Genomic DNA, 15,468 nt, shown 5'->3' with positions numbered 1-15,468 from the left:
TAACGTGTTTGTGACGGCAGTCAACGGTACGCGATACGGGAGGTGCCGCGTGGCATCGTTCGCGCTGGACCCGGAACAGCTCAAGTGGTGTGCGCAGGTCCGTGATTGGGCCGCCGAACGGCTGCGGCCGCTGGCGGAGGCCGGCGAACCCGGGCGGGTCAACCGCCCGCTGCTCGCAGCCCTCGGCGAACTCGGCCTGCTGGCACGCCTCTTCCCCGGCACCGCCCTGGAGCTGTGCCTGCTCCGGGAGTCCCTGGCCCGCGAGTGCACCGAGGCCGAGACGGCACTCGCCCTGCAGGGACTGGGCGCCCACCCCCTGCTGGAGTCCCCGGAGCTGGCCGCCCGCTGGATCCCGCGTGTCGTCTCCGGCGAGGCCGTCGCGGCCTTCGCGCTCACCGAGCCGGGGGCCGGTTCGGACGCGGCCGCCCTCGAACTGGCCGCGGAGCCCGCGCCCGGCGGCGGCTGGCGGCTCACCGGCGAGAAGTGCTGGATCTCCAACGCCCCCGAGGCCGACGTCTACACGGTCTTCGCCCGGACCACCCCCGGCGCCGGGGCCCGCGGCGTCACCGCCTTCGCCGTCCCCGCCGACCGCCCCGGCCTCGGCGGCGAACCCCTCGACATGCTCTCCCCGCACCCCATCGGGCGGCTGTGCTTCGACGCCGTACCGGTCGGGGAGCGGGACGTGATCGGCGAGGTCGACCGGGGCTTCCGGGTCGCCATGACCACCCTCAACCGCTTCCGGCCCAGCGTCGGCGCGTTCGCCGTCGGCATGGCGCAGGCCGCCCTCGACGCGGCCACCGCCCACGCCGCCTCCCGCACCGCCTTCGGCGCGCCCCTGAAGGAGCTTCAGGCCGTCTCCCACACCCTGGCCGAGATGGCCACCCGCACCGAGGCAGCCCGCCTGCTGGTCTACGCCGCCGCGGAGGCCTACGACTCCGGCGCCGCCCGGACCGCCCGGAGCTCCGCCATGGCCAAGCTCTTCGCCACCGAGACCGCCCAGTACGCCGTCGACGCCGCGGTCCAGATCCACGGGGCCCGCGCCCTGGAGCGCGGCCACCTCCTGGAGCACCTCTACCGCGAGGTCCGCGCACCGCGTATCTACGAAGGTGCCACCGAAGTCCAGCGGTCGATCATCGCCAAGGAGCTCTTCGCATGACCCTCAACCGGATCAACCCGCCCGAGCTGTCCCCGCCCACCGGTTTCAGCCACGCCGTCACCGCCACCGGGCACACCCTCGTCCTCCTCGCGGGCCAGACCGCGCTGGACTCCGGGGGCAAGGTCGTCGGGGAGACGCTTCCGGCCCAGTTCGAGCACGCGCTGATCAACCTGCTCACCGCCCTCCAGGCCGCCGGCGGCACCCCCGCCGACCTCGCCCGGCTCACCGTCCACACCACCGACGTCGCCGCCTACCGCGACCACGCGCCCGAACTCGGCCGCATCTGGCGCGCCCTGGCCGGCCGCGACTACCCGGCGATGGCGGTCATCGGCATCACCCGCCTGTGGGACGAGGAGGCCGTGGTCGAACTCGACGGCCTCGCCGTGCTGTCCTGACGGACCGGTGAACCGGGCGCCAGGGGCATCAACGGCCCCTGGCGCCACGGCCGGTACGACCACGCGACGCCCCGCGGGCCGCGGTCCCGGCGGCCCGCACGTTCCTGCCGCGGAGGTCAGCCCCGGCCGCGCGAGGACACCTCGTCGCTGACCCGGGAGAGGATCCCGGCCGCCTGGTCGAGCCCCGCCTCCCGACAGCGGGTGATCGCGGCACGGAGCCGTGACAGGGCCGCGTCCGGCCGGCCGAGGCCGTTCGCCTCGACCAGCGCGGCGACCCGGACGGCCTCGGCGCGCGGCGCCTCGCCGTGCGGCCCGCCCGCCTCGTGGGCGGCGATCGCCCGCTCCAGTTCGGCGAGCGCCTCGGGGAAGCGCTCGGCGCCGGCGTAGGCCCGGCCGCGCTGGTAGTGCGTGGCGCCGGTCTGGTACCAGAGGGCGACGTCCCCGTCGTCCCCGGCCAGAGCCGCCAGCACCTCGTCGGCCCGGCGCAGGTGCTCCAGGGCGTCCTCCAGGCCTTCGGCGCCCCCGGCCGACACGGCGTACGCGGCGAAGTCCCGCATCATCTCCGCGACCGCGTGCGGGTTCGGCCCCTTGGTATGCGAGGCGACGGCGCGGTCGTACGCGGAGCGCGCCGCGTCCTCACTGCCGGCCCCCAGCAGGGCGACGGCGGCCTCCGAGGCGACGAGCGTGTGTGTGAACTGCTCCTCCCACGGCTCGACGGCGTCGGCCAGCAGCAGGAACTGCTCGGCGCTCGCGCGGTGCTCCTCCAGCTCCCGCAGGCCCCGCGCCAGCAGCAGCCGGGCCTGGGCCAGGGCACGTTCGTCCATGCCGGCCGCGGCCTCGTCCGTGACCAGCGACTCCAGCACGGCGACGGCGTCCGCCTGGCGGTCGGCGCGGGCGAGCACGTCCGCCAGCTCCACCCGCAACTCGGCGGCGCCCGCCGCGTCGCCCTCGCGGTCCAGCCGTGACGCCCCGTCGGACAGGTGGCGCACGGCCGCGCCCGGGTCGCCCGCGTGGTCGGCGGCGTGGCCGAGCAGCGCGTGGGTGCGCGCCACCGGGAACGCCGTGTCGCCGTGCGCGGCGGCCGAGGCGAGCGCGCCGTGGAACTGCTCCATGGCCTCCTCGGGGCGGTGCTGCTGCAGCAGCACCTGGCCGAGCAGCCCTCGCGGGCGCGTGGCGCGCCAGGGCGTCCCGGCCGCCTCCACGACCCTCAGCACGTTCCGCAGTTCCCGCTCGGCCCGCTCCGGATCACCGGAGCGCGCCGCGAGATCCGCGGCGTACACCCGGGTGTTGATTGTGCGCTCCGGGGCGCCGAGCCGTTCCGACTCGGCCACGGCCTCGGCCACGGCGGCCTCGAAGCGCTCGCGCAGCTCCGCCGGGACGTCGGGCAGCGCGGCCGTCGCCTCGGTGTGCGCGAGGAACGCGCGGCACTGCAGCACGACGAAGTAGGCGCGACGGACCTCCGCGGTGGGCGTGCCCTCGTCCGCCAGCGCTCGGGCCTCGGCCAGCACGGTGTCCAGCTCCGCCCGGCCCTCGTCGGCCTCCGGGCCGGGCTCCACGCCCACCGAGGCCAGCCGCGCCCGGGCGGTCAGCACGCGCTCGGGCATGCCGGCCAGCGAGAACAGCTCGCGTGCCTCGGCGAGGGCGGCCCTGACCGCCGCCTTGTCCTCGTCCTCCATGGCCGTGAAGGCGCGGTGCTCGGCCAGTTCGCCCCGCAGCCGCTCCTCCGGGCCCAGCCGGGGGTCGTGGACATGGCCGTCGGCTCCGGCGCGCTCGGCGATACGGAGCCACAGCTCCTCGTCGCCGGGACGGCCCGCATCGGCCAACTCACGTGCCTTCTCGACCAGTTCCACGAAGTCCTGGGGCACCTCCCGTGCGGAGGCGGCCACGGGCGGGGCCGTCACGACCGGCCCGTCCTCCGGCGACGGCACGGCCGCGGAGCGCAGCCCGAGCGCCAGCGGCTCGGCGAGCGGCGGCCGTCGGGCGAGCCGCGCCCGGCGGCGCTCGCCGACGGCGCCGGTGCCGTTGCGCCGGTCGAACGCCGCCGCCAGGGCGTCGCCCTGCCCGCTCACGTGGTCCAGCAGTTCCCGCGCCGTCCAGGTGCGCCCCACCGGCCCGGCGACGGGAGTCGTGTCGTACCCCTCGTCGACCAGGCGCCGGGCGAGGACCTGGACACCGGTGAGGAAGCCGAGCAGCGAGAGCGGGGCTCCGGCGGTGTCGAACAGGGCGCGGTTCTCGGCGAGGATCTCCAGCGCCCGGCCCTCGTTGCCGGACAGCGCGCAGAACTCCACGTGCAGTCCGGTCTCCTCGGCCATGCCGACGCGGCCGCGGGCGTGCCGGTAGCCGGTCAGGTGGTACGAGCGGGCCTCGTCGGTGCGGCCGAGGCGCAGCAGCGGCAGCAGGGCGTGGGCCTGGGTGACCCAGGGCTCCTCCTCGCAGCTCTGGACGCCGCCGAGCACCGGTTCCCAGGTGCGCAGGGCCCGTTCGTCGTCGCCCGCGTCGAGGTGGTGCAGCCCCTGGTGCCGGGTCTCGCAGGCCAGGCAGTCGCTGAGCCGCTCCCGGGGCCGGGTGACCCACAGGTCCCAGGCCGTCTCGCGGTCCGCGCCGGTGTGGGCGGCGATCCGGTGCCGCATCGCCGCCACCGGCTGCAGGCCCTCACCAGCGGCGCGGTAGCGCTCGCCCATCCGGCCGACCCATCCGTCGACCGTCGCCAGCGGGACGTCCGGCACCTGGAGCAGCGAGGTCGTCACCCACTTGTGGCGCCACAGCACCTGGCGGGCCTCCCACTCGCTGAAGGAGCCGGGCACCTCCTCCCACAGCGTCAGGATCCGGGCGAAGACGACCGGCGACTTGCGGTGCTCGGCGGCGTACTCGTACGCCGACATGAGTTCGAGCAGCGCCGTCACCAGGACGTCCTTCTCCTCGAACTGCTCGGCCGCCTCGACCAGTTCCTCGGCGGTCACGGTGCGGGGCGTTCCGTAGGGGCGCTCGTTGTTCTCGCGGAGCGCCTCGAACACGGCCTCGGGGGTGTCCAGCATCAGTGCTCCTCGGCGTCCGGCCCGGACGCGGGGGTGTCCTGGTCGTGCATGGCGTGGGTGAGCAGGCCGATGAAGGCCCGGTTGAGCAGCGCGCTCTCGGAGGACTTCAGCGGCCGCCGGGTGAGCAGCAGCGCCTGCCCGTACAGGGCCTCGGCGGTGGTGAGGGCCAGCCCCCGCTCCGTGACGGTGGCGGCCCTGCGCACCAGCGGGTTGAGGTGGTTGAGGACGAGCTGGGCCCGCGGGGCCTCCGTGCGCAGCGAACCGAGGATGTCCGCCCACAGGCCGTCGCTGCTCTGCGCGAGACCGGCCCGGGTGCGCTCGTGGCGTGCCTCGCGGTCGTCCAGGAGCAGCGCGGGCGCCGTGACCGGCTGGAAGGCCCGCAGGACGACGTCGCAGTCGTACTGTCCGACGACCTCGCGGGCGACCGTGAGGAAGGCGGCGGCGGCGAGTTCGGCGGCCGAGTCGACGGGGTCGAGGTGCGCCGTCACGGTGGCCGGGTCCAGGTCGGTGACCGTGGTGCCCGGACGGATCTCGGGCAGCCGGTGCACCAGGTCCCGGTCGTAGGTGTAGCCGCCGTTGACGACGCCGAGGCCGGCCGCCGCCGCGATCGGGGCGACCTGCCGGAACTCGTCGACGCTGCGGGTGACCAGCACCGTGGGGTGGGCGCGGGCGAACTCCTCCAGCGTGACGTTGCCGTCCGTCGTCTCGAAGGGCAGCCACGGCAGCAGCATCCGCAGCAGTGCGTCGTCGTAGCGGGCCAGCGCCTTGACGGCGAGGTGGTGGCTGTCGATGAAGCGCCGCAGCAGCACCGGGTCGCTGGCGGCGAGCCCGGTCAGCCAGTCCCGGATGCGGGCGCCGAGGGCGTCGCGGACGGCGGCCAGCGTCTCGTCCTCGTACAGCGCCTCGCGTGAGGCGGTCGGGCGCAGGCTGGTGACGTCCACGACGCAGCGGACGAAGAAGGCCCATTCCGGGAGGAGTTCGGCGGCCCGGTCCGAGAGCAGCATGCCCTTCAGGTGCACTCGGTGCCCGGCCCGCTCCGAAGGGTTGACGGCGGTCGGCAGCACATAGGCCACGCCCCGCAGCCCGGCGACGGGCAGGTCGAGGTCGATGGTGTCGAGCGGGGTGAAGCCGAACGTCGCGCGGCAGTGCTCGGCGAGCGCCTCGGCGCGCGCCAGCGGGGAGCCGTGGCGGCGCTCCCACGGCGGGGTCTCGTTGACCGTGGTGCTCTCGCCGCGCGGGTCGACGACGGTGACCTCGTGCCGCAGCAGGCTGCCGTAGTGCCGGGCCAGCGAGGTCACCCGCCCGGGCTCCGTCCACTCGCCGGCGTCGGCGCGCGGGGCCAGCGTCACGCGGGTGCCCGGCTCGGGCAGCGCGTCGGCGGGGAGGGTGCGGATCGTGTAGCTGCCGTCGGAGCGTCCGCGCCATTCCACGGCCGGGGCGCCGGGCGAGGCCGCCGGGCGGCTGACGACCGTGATCTCGTCGGCCACCACGAAGCAGGCCAGCAGACCGATGCCGAACTGGCCGATGAAGTCGCCGCGGGCGGCCTCGATCTCCCCGTCGGCGGCGCGCTTGGAACTGCGCCCGATGGTGGCGAGGAAGGTGTGCACGTCGGCCTCGCTCAGCCCGACTCCGGTGTCGGTGACGCTGAGCGTGTCACCGGTCCGCACGGTGATCCTGGCCGGTGCGCCCGGCTGGACCGCCTGGCGGGCGGTGATCGCGTCGACGGCGTTCTGCAGCAGCTCGCGCAGGTAGACGCGGGGGCTGGAGTAGAGGTGGTGGGAGAGCAGGTCGACCAGGCCGCGCAGGTCGACCTGGAACGTGTGCGCTGACGGGGACTGGGACACCGAAGGGGCCTTCCGGGCGGTGCGCGGACGGGGAACGGGGCGCGTGACGGTCAGGGACGTCCGGCGCGGAACCGCATGGTGCGGTAGGGCGACACCGGGACGTCGCCGTCGAGGTACTGCCACGGGAACTCCGTGACCAGCCCGCCGGTGGCGGTGAAGGCGGCCGCGGCCGCCTTCTTCTCGCCGGCCAGGACGAAGGCCAGGGCGAAGGTGTTGAGGGTGCCGAGCCGGCTCACCGGCTCCCCGTACGCCGCGTGGCGGTACGAGCGGTCGGCGGCCTCGTGCAGTTCCGCGACGACGCGGCCCGTCCGCATGTACGGGCTGTCGGTGGCGCCGTGATCGAGGTCGAGCCAGTGCTCCAGGTGCGCGACCGCGACCAGCACGCCGAGCGGGCTCCCCTCGGGGGCGCTCAGCACGGACGCGCGCGCGAACGCGTGCATCTCGTCGTGGGAGCCGCCCCATTTCGCGCAGACCTGCTGCAATTGCTGCTGGTGCGCGCCCAGGTGCTCCGGGAACCGCCGGGCGGCGGCCTCGAAGCGCAGGCGGGAGATGTCCTGGCCCATCTGCAGCCCTCGGGCGGACATCTGCAGGAAGTACCAGGGGGACGCCCAGCCGGGCTCGAGCTCGGCGGCCCGGTAGAGCAGGTCCTCGGCGACCTCGAGGCGCTCGTGGAAGATCTGGAACTGCTCACGCGAGACGTGTTTCGCCCGCAGTCCGGTCCGTGCCTCCCAGGCCCAGACCACCTGGCGGGCACCGGCCACGAGCAGCGCCAGACCCGACTCGGGTTCGTCCGCGACGGCCCTGGGCATCCACTGCTCGTAGCCCGCGACCTCGGTGGCGTTGGCGATCAGCCAGCCGCGCTCCCCGTCGTCGGAGACCGCCGACAGCTCGTCGCGCATGGCCGGCCAGTCGGCCGCCTTGGCCGCCGCCAGCAGTCGTGCGAGGCGCGGGTTCCCCATCGCGGGGCTCATCCGCGCCACGGGACGCGGTGCCCACCGCTTCAGCGAGAGCCCAGATCCGCTTCTCGTACCGCCGCCCACCGTGCCGCCCGCGGGACCACCTCGGACCGCCACCATGAAGACCCCCTCCTGGCCTGGCCGTTCTCCCCCATGGGCCATGATCCGCGGCCCGGAGCATGATTATCACGGCCACCTTGCGGGGGAGTAGCCGGTTTGCCGGCCAGGAGGGGCGGGACGGGTCAGATGTCGCGGAACGTCTCGATCTGCGCCCCGATGGAGTTGAGCCGCTCGGCCAGTTCCTCGTAGCCGCGGTTGATGACGTACACGTTCCGCAGCACCGAGGTGCCCTCGGCGGCGAGCATCGCCAGCAGCGTCACGACGGCGGGCCGCAGGGCCGGCGGGCACATCATCTCGGCGGTGCGCCAGCGGGTCGGGCCCTCGACCAGCACACGGTGCGGGTCCAGCAGCTTCACGTTGGCGCCGAGCCGGGTCAGCTCCGTGAGGTAGATGGCGCGGTTGTCGTAGACCCAGTCGTGGATGAGGGTCGAGCCCTGCGCCGTGGCGGCGATCGCCGCGAAGAAGGGCACGTTGTCGATGTTGAGGCCCGGGAAGGGCATGGGATGGATCTTGTCGATGGGGGAGCGCAGCTTGGAGGGGCGCACGGTGAGGTCGATCAGCCGGGTGCGGCCGTTGTCGGCGGGGTACTCGGCCGTGCGCTCGTGGTCCAGCCCCATCTCCTCCAGGACCGCCAGCTCGATCTCCAGGAACTCCACCGGCACCCGGCGGATGGTCAGCTCGGACTCGGTGACCACGGCCGCGGCCAGCAGGCTCATGGCCTCCACCGGGTCCTCCGACGGCGCGTAGTCCACGTCCCGGTCGATCTCCGCGACGCCGTGCACGGTCAGCGTGGTGGTGCCGATGCCGTCCACCCGCACACCCAGCTCCTCCAGGAAGAAGCACAGGTCCTGGACCATGTAGTTGGAGCTGGCGTTGCGGATGACGGTCACCCCGTCGTGCCGGGCGGCGGCCAGGAGCGCGTTCTCGGTCACGGTGTCGCCGCGCTCGGTCAGCACGATGGGCCGCCGCGGGGCCACGGAAGGGGTGACCCGGGCGTGGTACATCCCGCTGGTGGCGGTCACGTCCAGCCCGAAGTGCCGCAGGGCGGTCATGTGCGGCTGGACGGTACGGGTGCCGAGGTCGCAGCCGCCCGCGTACGGGATGCGGAAGCGGTCGGTGCGGTGCATCAGCGGGCCGAGGAACATGATCACACTGCGGGTGCGGCGGGCGGCGTCGGTGTCCATGGCGTCCAGCTCCAGCCGCGCGGGCGGGACGATCTCCAGGTCGTTGCCGTCGTTGATCCAGCGCGTGCGCACGCCGATGCTGTTCAGCACCTCCAGGATGCGGTAGACCTCCTCGATCCGCGCGACGCGGCGCAGGGTGGTCCGCCCGGAGTTCAGCAGCGTGGCGCACAGCAGCGCCACGCACGCGTTCTTGCTGGTCTTGACGTCGATGGCGCCGGACAGCCGGCGCCCGCCGACGACGCGCAGGTGCATGGGGCCCGCGTAGCCGAGGGAGACGATCTCGCTGTCGAGCGCCTCACCGATTCGGGCGATCATCTCAAGGCTGATGTTCTGGTTCCCGCGTTCAATACGGTTCACCGCGCTCTGGCTGGTCCCGAGCGCCTCCGCAAGTTGCGACTGGGTCCAGCCCCGGTGCTGTCGGGCGTCACGGATGAGCTTGCCGATGCGTGCGAGGTAGTCGTCTCCCATGAGGAGAGACTATCTCACATATGAGATGTCAAGCCGAGCTCGAGGTCCAGGAGGTACCGCTTGCGCTCCAGTCCGCCCCCGTATCCGGTGAGACCGCCGGAGGCGCCGACCACCCGGTGGCAGGGCACGATGATGCCGACCGGGTTCCGTCCGTTGGCGAGCCCGACGGCGCGCGACGCACCGGGGCTGCCGAGCTTGTCCGCCAGCTGACCGTACGTCATCACCGTGCCGTACGGGATGGTCCGCAGACCCGCCCAGACGCGCTGCTGGAAGGGAGTGCCGCGCAGGTCCAGCGGCAGGTCGAAGGCGGTCAACCCGCCCGCGAAGTACGCCCCCAGCTGTTCGGCGGCGGGTGCGAACGGGGACTCGCCCGGGGCGCGGCGTGCGCCGAAGGACTCCTCCGGTGGCCGGTGGCGCTGCGCGGTCATGTAGAGACCGGACAGCACACCGCCGGTCGCGACCAGGGTCAGCGGCCCGACCGGGCTGTCGATGAGGGCGTGTGTGCGAAGGGACATGATCATTCCTCAGGCTCGTTCGGCGGGCAGGACGTTGACGGGGTGGTCGCCGGTGGCCCACAGGTGCTGCACGGCGTACGCGCGCCACGGCCGCCAAGCGGCGGCCCGCCGGACGAGGGCCGCGGGGGTCGTCGGGAGGCCCAGCTTTTCCGCGGCCTGCCGTACGCCCAAATCGGTGGCGGGGAAGGCGTCCGGGTCGCCGAGCGCCCGCATCGCGACCACCTCGACCGACCACGGGCCGAAGCCCGGGAGCGCCTCGAGCTGCCGCCGCGCCTTCTCCCAGTCGCTGCCGACGTCCAGGTCGAGGCCCCCCTCGGTGAGCGCGGCGACCAGGGCGGTCAGCGTGGCCCGCCGGGTGCGCGGCATGGCCAGGGACTCCGGGTCCAGCCCCGCGAGCGCCCACGGGGAGGGGAACAGGTGGGTCAGCCCGCCCCCGGGGTCGGCGACGGGCTCGCCGTGCGCCGCCACCAGCCGGCCGGCCAGCGTGCGCGCCGCGGCGGTCGACACCTGCTGCCCCAGCACCACGCGCACCGCGAACTCCGGCCCGTCCACCGTGCGCGGCACCCGGCGCCCGGGATTCGCGTCCACGTACGGGGCGAGCAGCGGGTCCTGCCGGAGCAGCCCGTCGACGGCGACCGGGTCGGCGTCCAGGTCGAGCAGCCACCGGCAGCGGCTGATCGCGTGCGACAGGTCCCGCCAGTCGGTGAGGGAGAGCCGGCAGGCGACGTGGTCGGGCTCGGGCCGCAGGGCCACGATGCCGTGGCCGTGGGGCAGCCGCAGCGTGCGGCGGTAGGCCCCCTCCCGCCACTCCTCCACACCCGGCACGGCGGTCGCGGCCAGGTGCCCGAAGAGGTTGCCGGGGCACAGCGGCGCCCGGAAGGGCAGCCGCAGCGTCAGGGAGCCCGAGACGTCGGCGGCCGGGAGAGGGCGCCGTCCCCGTGCCGCCCGCGTCCGCAGCTCGCTCGGGGTGAGCGCGAAGACCTCGCGCACGGTGTCGTTGAAGGTGCGGATGCTGCTGAACCCGGCGGCGAACGCGACGTCGGCCATCGGCAGCGCCGAGGTCTCGATCAGCAGCCGGGCCGTCTGCGCCCGCTGCGCCCGGGCGAGGGCGAGCGGCCCGGCCCCGAGCTCGGCCCGCAGCTGCCGCTCGACCTGCCGTGTGCTGTAGCCGAGACGCGCCGCGAGCCCGGGCACGCCGTCCCGGTCGACGACCCCGTCGGCGATCAGGCGCATGGCACGGGCCACCAGGTCCGCCCGCTCGTTCCACCGCGGGGAACCGGGGGCGGCGTCGGGGCGGCAGCGCTTGCAGGCGCGGAAGCCGGCCTGCTGGGCGGCGGCCGCGCTCGGGTAGAAGCTCATGTTCTGCGGCTTCGGCGGCACCGCGGGGCAGCCGGGCCGGCAGTAGATGCGGGTGGTCAGCACCGCGGTGAAGAACCACCCGTCGAAACGGGAGTCCTTCGACTGCACGGCGCGTACACAGCGCTCGAAGTCCTCATGCACATCCCCAGCATCCGCGGCGCGCGCGGGCCGGGGCTAGCGAGAATCCGACATGGACGTGCGGGGAGGCGGCGCGGGACGTAGGTGTCGGAAATCCGCCGGACCCGCCCCCCGGCCGGTGATGGACTGCGGTCCGTGATCAGCGAACTCAAGGCCAAGGCCGAACTCTTCCGCTCCCTCCACGTCCCCGGGCGCCCGCTGCTGCTGGCCAACGCCTGGGACGCCGCAAGTGCCCGCGTCGCCGAGCGCGCCGGGGCAGCCGCCGTCGCCACCACCAGTTCCGGGGTCTCCTGGACCCTGGGCACCGCGGACGGCGACCACGTCGACCGCGGCCTCGCGCTGGAGCTGACCGCACGGGTCGCCGCGGCCGTCTCCGTGCCCGTCAGCGCCGACGTCGAGGGCGGCTACGCGACCGACCCCGAGGGCGTCGCGCAGACGGTGCGGGCGGTGCTGGCCGCCGGCGCGGTCGGCGTCAACATCGAGGACTCCCACGACGGCGGCCCGGCCCCCCTGCGCGCCGTGGACGACCAGGCCGGCCGCATCGCCGCGGCCCGCCGCGCCGCCGACGAGGAGGGGGTGCCGCTGTTCGTCCACGCCCGCACCGACACCTACCTGCGGGGCGCCGGCGACCTGGGGGAGACCCTGGAGCGCGCCGCCGGGTACCTCGCGGCGGGCGCCGACGGCATCTTCGTGCCCGGTGTGAGCGACCCGGCCGTCGTCGCCGCCCTGACCGAGGGCATCGACGCCCCCGTCGGCATCCTGGCCGGCCCCGGAGGGCCGCCGGTGTCCGTCCTGGCCTCCGCGGGCGCCGCGCGCGTCAGCCTCGGCAGCGCGGTCGCCGAGGCCGCCTACGCCCTCGTCGACCGGGCCGCGCGAGAGCTGCTCGCCACCGGCACCTACGCCGCCGTCGCGGGCGGCATCCCCTGGGGCGAGCTCAACGCCCTGATGCTCCGGGAGGGGTGACGGCGGGGCCTCACGCGGAGCAGGTGCCGTCCCGGGGCTCCGGGAAGCCGAGGCCGTCCGGGTGCAGCGCCGCTCCGTCGTCCTCGCCCTCGCCGCCGTCGGCGTGAGGTGCGGTGACCGGGGTGAACGCCACGCCGCCGACGGGACCCGCAGTCGCCGCCGCGCCCGCACCAGGAGGGAGTCCTCGGCGCGGGGCCGGGGGAGGGGCGGCACCCTCGGGGTGCCCGGGCGCGGCGGAAGGAGCGTGATGCCGCACACAGACGGCCCGGCGCATGACCCGGCAGCGGTGATGTATTAGAGTTATCTCGACATCGAGATATCTGCCAAGGCGCACCGCTGCCGCCAGGGGTAAGGCTCCCCTTAGTTAGCCTTACCTTAGCGGATCGGCCAGGGGTCGAAGCGGCAGCATTGCGGTGGTACGCGCAAAGTTACGAAGGAGACTGTCGTGTCGGCGAACAGCTTCGACGCCCGCAGCACCCTGCAGGTGGGCGACGAGTCGTACGAGATCTTCCGGCTGGACAAGGTCGAGGGCGCCGCGCGCCTCCCTTACAGCCTGAAGGTGCTGCTGGAGAACCTGCTCCGCACCGAGGACGGCGCGAACATCACCGCCGACCACATCCGCGCGCTCGGCACCTGGGACTCCCAGGCGCAGCCGAGCCAGGAGATCCAGTTCACGCCGGCCCGTGTGATCATGCAGGACTTCACCGGTGTCCCGTGCGTGGTCGACCTCGCCACCATGCGCGAGGCCGTCAAGGAGCTGGGCGGCGACCCGTCCCGCATCAACCCGCTGGCCCCGGCCGAGCTGGTCATCGACCACTCGGTCATCGCCGACAAGTTCGGCACCCCGGACTCCTTCGCGCAGAACGTGGAGCTGGAGTACGGCCGGAACAAGGAGCGCTACCAGTTCCTGCGCTGGGGCCAGACCGCGTTCGACGAGTTCAAGGTCGTCCCGCCGGGCACCGGCATCGTCCACCAGGTGAACATCGAGCACCTGGCCCGCACGGTCATGGTCCGGGGTGGCCAGGCGTACCCCGACACCCTCGTCGGCACCGACTCGCACACCACCATGGTCAACGGCCTCGGCGTGCTGGGCTGGGGCGTCGGCGGCATCGAGGCCGAGGCCGCCATGCTCGGCCAGCCGGTCTCCATGCTGATCCCGCGCGTCGTCGGCTTCAAGCTGACCGGCGAGCTCCCCACCGGCACCACCGCGACCGACCTCGTGCTGACCATCACCGAGATGCTGCGCAAGCACGGTGTCGTCGGCAAGTTCGTCGAGTTCTACGGCGAGGGCGTCTCCGCCACCTCGCTCGCCAACCGCGCCACCATCGGCAACATGTCGCCGGAGTTCGGCTCCACCGCGGCGATCTTCCCGATCGATGCGGAGACCATTAACTACCTGAAGCTGACCGGCCGTTCGGAGCAGCAGCTCGCGCTCGTCGAGGCGTACGCCAAGGAGCAGGGGCTGTGGCTGGACCCGGCCGCCGAGCCGGACTTCTCCGAGAAGCTGGAGCTGGACCTCTCCACGGTCGTACCCTCCATCGCCGGCCCCAAGCGCCCGCAGGACCGCATCGTCCTCGCCAACGCCGCCGAGCAGTTCAAGAGCGACGTGCGCAACTACGTCGACACCGCGGACGAGTCGGGGAAGGAGTCCTTCCCGGCCTCCGACTCCCCGGCCGCCACCAACGGCGTCCCGACCCGCCCGACCCTGGTGACGGCTCCCGACGGGTCCACGTACGAGATCGACCACGGCGCCGTCACCGTCGCCGCGATCACCTCCTGCACCAACACCTCGAACCCGTACGTCATGGTCGCCGCCGCCCTGGTGGCCAAGAAGGCGGTAGAGAAGGGCATGACCCGCAAGCCGTGGGTCAAGACCACGCTCGCCCCGGGCTCCAAGGTCGTCATGGACTACTACGACCGCGCCGGCCTCACCCCGTACCTGGACAAGATGGGCTTCAACCTCGTCGGGTACGGCTGCACCACCTGCATCGGCAACTCCGGCCCGCTGCCGGACGAGGTCTCCAAGGCCGTCAACGAGCACGACCTGGCCGTCACCTCGGTGCTGTCGGGCAACCGCAACTTCGAGGGCCGGATCAACCCGGACGTCAAGATGAACTACCTGGCGTCCCCGCCGCTGGTCGTGGCGTACGCCATCGCCGGCTCCATGAAGGTGGACGTCACCAAGGACGCCATCGGCACGGACACCGACGGCAAGCCGGTCTTCCTGCAGGACATCTGGCCCTCCGAGCAGGAGGTCAACGAGGTCGTCGCCTCCGCGATCGGCCAGGACATGTTCAGCACCTCCTACCAGGACGTCTTCGCCGGCGACGCCCAGTGGCAGTCGCTGCCGATCCCGACCGGCAACACCTTCGAGTGGGACCCGCAGTCGACCTACGTCCGCAAGCCCCCGTACTTCGAGGGCATGACCATGGAGCCGGACGCGGTCACCGACATCGCCGGTGCCCGCGTGCTGGCGAAGCTGGGCGACTCGGTCACCACCGACCACATCTCCCCGGCCGGTGCGATCAAGGCCGACACCCCGGCCGGCCAGTACCTCACCGAGCACGGTGTGGAGCGCCGCGACTTCAACTCCTACGGCTCCCGCCGCGGCAACCACGAGGTCATGATCCGCGGCACCTTCGCCAACATCCGCCTGCGCAACCAGATCGCGCCGGGCACCGAGGGCGGCTACACCCGCGACTTCACGCAGGAGGGCGGCCCGGTCGCCTTCATCTACGACGCGTCGCAGAACTACCAGGCCGCCGGCACCCCGCTGGTCGTCCTGGCGGGCAAGGAGTACGGCTCCGGCTCCTCCCGCGACTGGGCCGCGAAGGGCACCGCGCTGCTGGGCGTCAAGGCCGTCATCGCCGAGTCGTACGAGCGCATCCACCGCTCCAACCTGATCGGCATGGGCGTGCTGCCGCTGCAGTTCCCCGAAGGTGCCACGGCGGCCTCGCTGGGCCTGACCGGTGAGGAGACCTTCGCGTTCTCCGGCATCACCGAACTCAACGACGGCACCACCCCGCGCACCGTCAAGGTGACGACCGACACCGGCGTCGAGTTCGACGCCGTGGTCCGCATCGACACCCCCGGTGAGGCGGACTACTACCGCAACGGCGGCATCATGCAGTACGTCCTGCGCTCCCTGATCCGCAAGTAGGGATCACCGCGTCCGGACCCGGCGAACGGGCCCGCACCCCTGCCGGGGGTGCGGGCCCGTTCGCGTTACCGGCAGGTCTCAACTAGGGAAAGCTGTCCGTCAAAAGCGCGCATGACCTTGCCCACCTCGCGGGAAGTGGACTATACCTGTCGGCGTCCAGGAGGCCCGCTGAACG

At 73.5% G+C, this 15,468-nt stretch carries 11 protein-coding genes; 4 read left to right on the top strand and 7 right to left on the bottom strand.

All coding sequences use genetic code 11. From position 1 onward, the window contains the following. Nucleotides 1-49: 49 nt before the first annotated feature. The gene (locus OIE69_RS12095) at nt 50-1,156 is read left to right on the top strand and encodes an acyl-CoA dehydrogenase family protein (RefSeq protein WP_326571984.1); all 1,107 of its coding nucleotides are present in this window, start codon (nt 50-52) and stop codon (nt 1,154-1,156) included. Beyond that, nucleotides 1,153-1,551, top strand: a complete 399-nt coding sequence (locus tag OIE69_RS12090; protein ID WP_326571983.1) for a RidA family protein — start codon at nt 1,153-1,155, stop codon at nt 1,549-1,551. Before OIE69_RS12095 ends, OIE69_RS12090 begins: the two co-directional genes overlap by 4 nt. 116 nt (nt 1,552-1,667) lie before the next feature. On the opposite strand, the gene OIE69_RS12085 is transcribed toward OIE69_RS12090, so the two are convergent. From OIE69_RS12085 to OIE69_RS12060, 6 genes are all read right to left on the bottom strand, one after another. Then, on the bottom strand, nt 1,668-4,586 hold the full coding sequence (locus OIE69_RS12085; RefSeq protein WP_326571982.1) for a hypothetical protein: 2,919 nt from the start codon (nt 4,584-4,586) through the stop codon (nt 1,668-1,670). Then, complete coding sequence (locus OIE69_RS12080; protein WP_326571981.1) at nt 4,586-6,430, bottom strand: HSP90 family protein; 1,845 nt, start codon at nt 6,428-6,430, stop codon at nt 4,586-4,588. The genes OIE69_RS12085 and OIE69_RS12080 overlap by 1 nt, the downstream gene beginning before the upstream one ends. A 50-nt stretch (nt 6,431-6,480) precedes the next feature. Then, entirely contained in the window at nt 6,481-7,389 is a 909-nt protein-coding gene (locus tag OIE69_RS12075; protein WP_326571979.1) for a hypothetical protein, read from the bottom strand. 239 nt (nt 7,390-7,628) lie between these two features. Next, nucleotides 7,629-9,158: a helix-turn-helix domain-containing protein gene (locus OIE69_RS12070; RefSeq protein ID WP_326571978.1), complete on the bottom strand. Its 1,530-nt coding sequence runs from the start codon at nt 9,156-9,158 to the stop codon at nt 7,629-7,631. Between the two features lie 14 nt (nt 9,159-9,172). Continuing rightward, nucleotides 9,173-9,679: a methylated-DNA--[protein]-cysteine S-methyltransferase gene (locus OIE69_RS12065; RefSeq protein WP_326571977.1), complete on the bottom strand. Its 507-nt coding sequence runs from the start codon at nt 9,677-9,679 to the stop codon at nt 9,173-9,175. Nucleotides 9,680-9,682: 3 nt separating this feature from the next. Next, nucleotides 9,683-11,173 carry a DNA-3-methyladenine glycosylase 2 family protein gene (locus OIE69_RS12060; RefSeq protein ID WP_326571976.1) on the bottom strand — a complete coding sequence of 497 codons (1,491 nt, stop codon included), beginning with the start codon at nt 11,171-11,173 and terminating at the stop codon, nt 9,683-9,685. Nucleotides 11,174-11,305: 132 nt separating this feature from the next. Here OIE69_RS12060 and OIE69_RS12055 point away from each other — a divergent pair, with 132 nt between their 5' ends. Then, complete coding sequence (locus OIE69_RS12055; protein ID WP_326571975.1) at nt 11,306-12,133, top strand: isocitrate lyase/PEP mutase family protein; 828 nt, start codon at nt 11,306-11,308, stop codon at nt 12,131-12,133. A 10-nt stretch (nt 12,134-12,143) separates the two neighbouring features. Here the strand turns inward: OIE69_RS12055 and OIE69_RS12050 are convergent, their stop codons facing one another. Beyond that, nucleotides 12,144-12,266 (bottom strand): hypothetical protein, encoded by a 123-nt coding sequence (locus OIE69_RS12050; RefSeq protein WP_326571974.1) that lies wholly within the window; start codon nt 12,264-12,266, stop codon nt 12,144-12,146. A gap of 312 nt (nt 12,267-12,578) precedes the next feature. Here OIE69_RS12050 and acnA point away from each other — a divergent pair, with 312 nt between their 5' ends. Further along, entirely contained in the window at nt 12,579-15,293 is a 2,715-nt protein-coding gene (gene acnA / locus OIE69_RS12045) for an aconitate hydratase AcnA (protein ID WP_326571973.1), read from the top strand. Nucleotides 15,294-15,468 lie beyond the last annotated feature (175 nt).

Origin of the sequence: Actinacidiphila glaucinigra, from assembly GCF_035918135.1 — a bacterium.
In the GTDB taxonomy this organism is placed as follows: Bacteria; Actinomycetota; Actinomycetes; order Streptomycetales; family Streptomycetaceae; genus Actinacidiphila; species Actinacidiphila glaucinigra.
The sequence above is the reverse complement of the archived record's forward strand: the minus strand, read 5'-3'. Positions and strand labels throughout refer to the sequence as shown.

Coding starts and splice junctions, on each gene's coding strand:
- OIE69_RS12090 (WP_326571983.1), top strand. CDS start 1,153: ATGACCCTCAACCGGATCAACCCGCCCGAGCTGTCCCCGCCCACCGGT.
- OIE69_RS12065 (WP_326571977.1), bottom strand. CDS start 9,679: ATGATCATGTCCCTTCGCACACACGCCCTCATCGACAGCCCGGTCGGG.
- OIE69_RS12075 (WP_326571979.1), bottom strand. CDS start 7,389: ATGGGGAACCCGCGCCTCGCACGACTGCTGGCGGCGGCCAAGGCGGCC.
- OIE69_RS12070 (WP_326571978.1), bottom strand. CDS start 9,158: ATGGGAGACGACTACCTCGCACGCATCGGCAAGCTCATCCGTGACGCC.
- OIE69_RS12085 (WP_326571982.1), bottom strand. CDS start 4,586: ATGCTGGACACCCCCGAGGCCGTGTTCGAGGCGCTCCGCGAGAACAAC.